Annotated in this window: 1 pseudogene; it reads left to right on the top strand. The window is 22.6% G+C overall.

The window, feature by feature from the left end:
* Nucleotides 1-1,197 (top strand): annotated as a pseudogene (locus BRSU_RS14615) (hypothetical protein); the annotation flags it as partial.

Raw genomic sequence — 1,197 nt, 5'->3', positions numbered from 1 at the left:
AGAAAAAAATAATGCTAATTATAACAGCATAATGCTAGAGCAGAATCTCAAGAATTTTAAAGAGATATCAGATTTAAGAAAGAATTATAAAGATTTAGAAAATAGCATAAAAGAAAATATTTCTAATACAGTTTATGCTTCAGTAAATGAAAATAATTCAAAATATGATGAATTAATAAAAAATATAGATGATAAATTATCTTCTTATTCAGAGGAAAACAAAAAAGAAATAGAAGGTTTGAATATTAGATTAGAAGAGGCAAAAGAAGAACAAACTAAATTTTTAGAAGAAGAGAAAGAAAATTTAAACAACCTCAAAGAAGAACTATCTAATAATATTGACGAAAAAATTGATGAGAAGATAGAAAAAAATAATGCTAATTATAACAGCATAATGCTAGAGCAGAATCTCAAGAATTTTAAAGAGATATCAGATTTAAGAAAGAATTATAAAGATTTAGAAAATAGCATAAAAGAAAATATTTCTAATACAGTTTATGCTTCAGTAAATGAAAATAATTCAAAATATGATGAATTAATAAAAAATATAGATGATAAATTATCTTCTTATTCAGAGGAAAACAAAAAAGAAATAGAAGGTTTGAATACTAGATTAGAAGAGGCAAAAGAAGAACAAACTAAATTTTTAGAAGAAGAGAAAGAAAATTTAAACAACCTCAAAGAAGAACTATCTAATAATATTGACGAAAAAATTGATGAGAAGATAGAAAAAAATAATGCTAATTATAACAGCATAATGCTAGAGCAGAATCTCAAGAATTTTAAAGAGATATCAGATTTAAGAAAGAATTATAAAGATTTAGAAAATAGCATAAAAGAAAATATTTCTAATACAGTTTATGCTTCAGTAAATGAAAATAATTCAAAATATGATGAATTAATAAAAAATATAGATGATAAATTATCTTCCTATTCAGAGGAAAACAAAAAAGAAATAGAAGGTTTGAATACTAGATTAGAAGAGGCAAAAGAAGAACAAACTAAATTTTTAGAAGAAGAGAAAGAAAATTTAAACAACCTCAAAGAAGAACTATCTAATAATATTGACGAAAAAATTGATGAGAAGATAGAAAAAAATAATGCTAATTATAACAGCATAATGCTAGAGCAGAATCTCAAGAATTTTAAAGAGATATCAGATTTAAGAAAGAATTATAAAGATTTAGAAAATAGCAT

It is taken from the genome of Brachyspira suanatina (assembly GCF_001049755.1).
Taxonomy (GTDB): Bacteria; Spirochaetota; Brachyspiria; order Brachyspirales; family Brachyspiraceae; genus Brachyspira; species Brachyspira suanatina.
The sequence above is the reverse complement of the archived record's forward strand: the minus strand, read 5'-3'. Positions and strand labels throughout refer to the sequence as shown.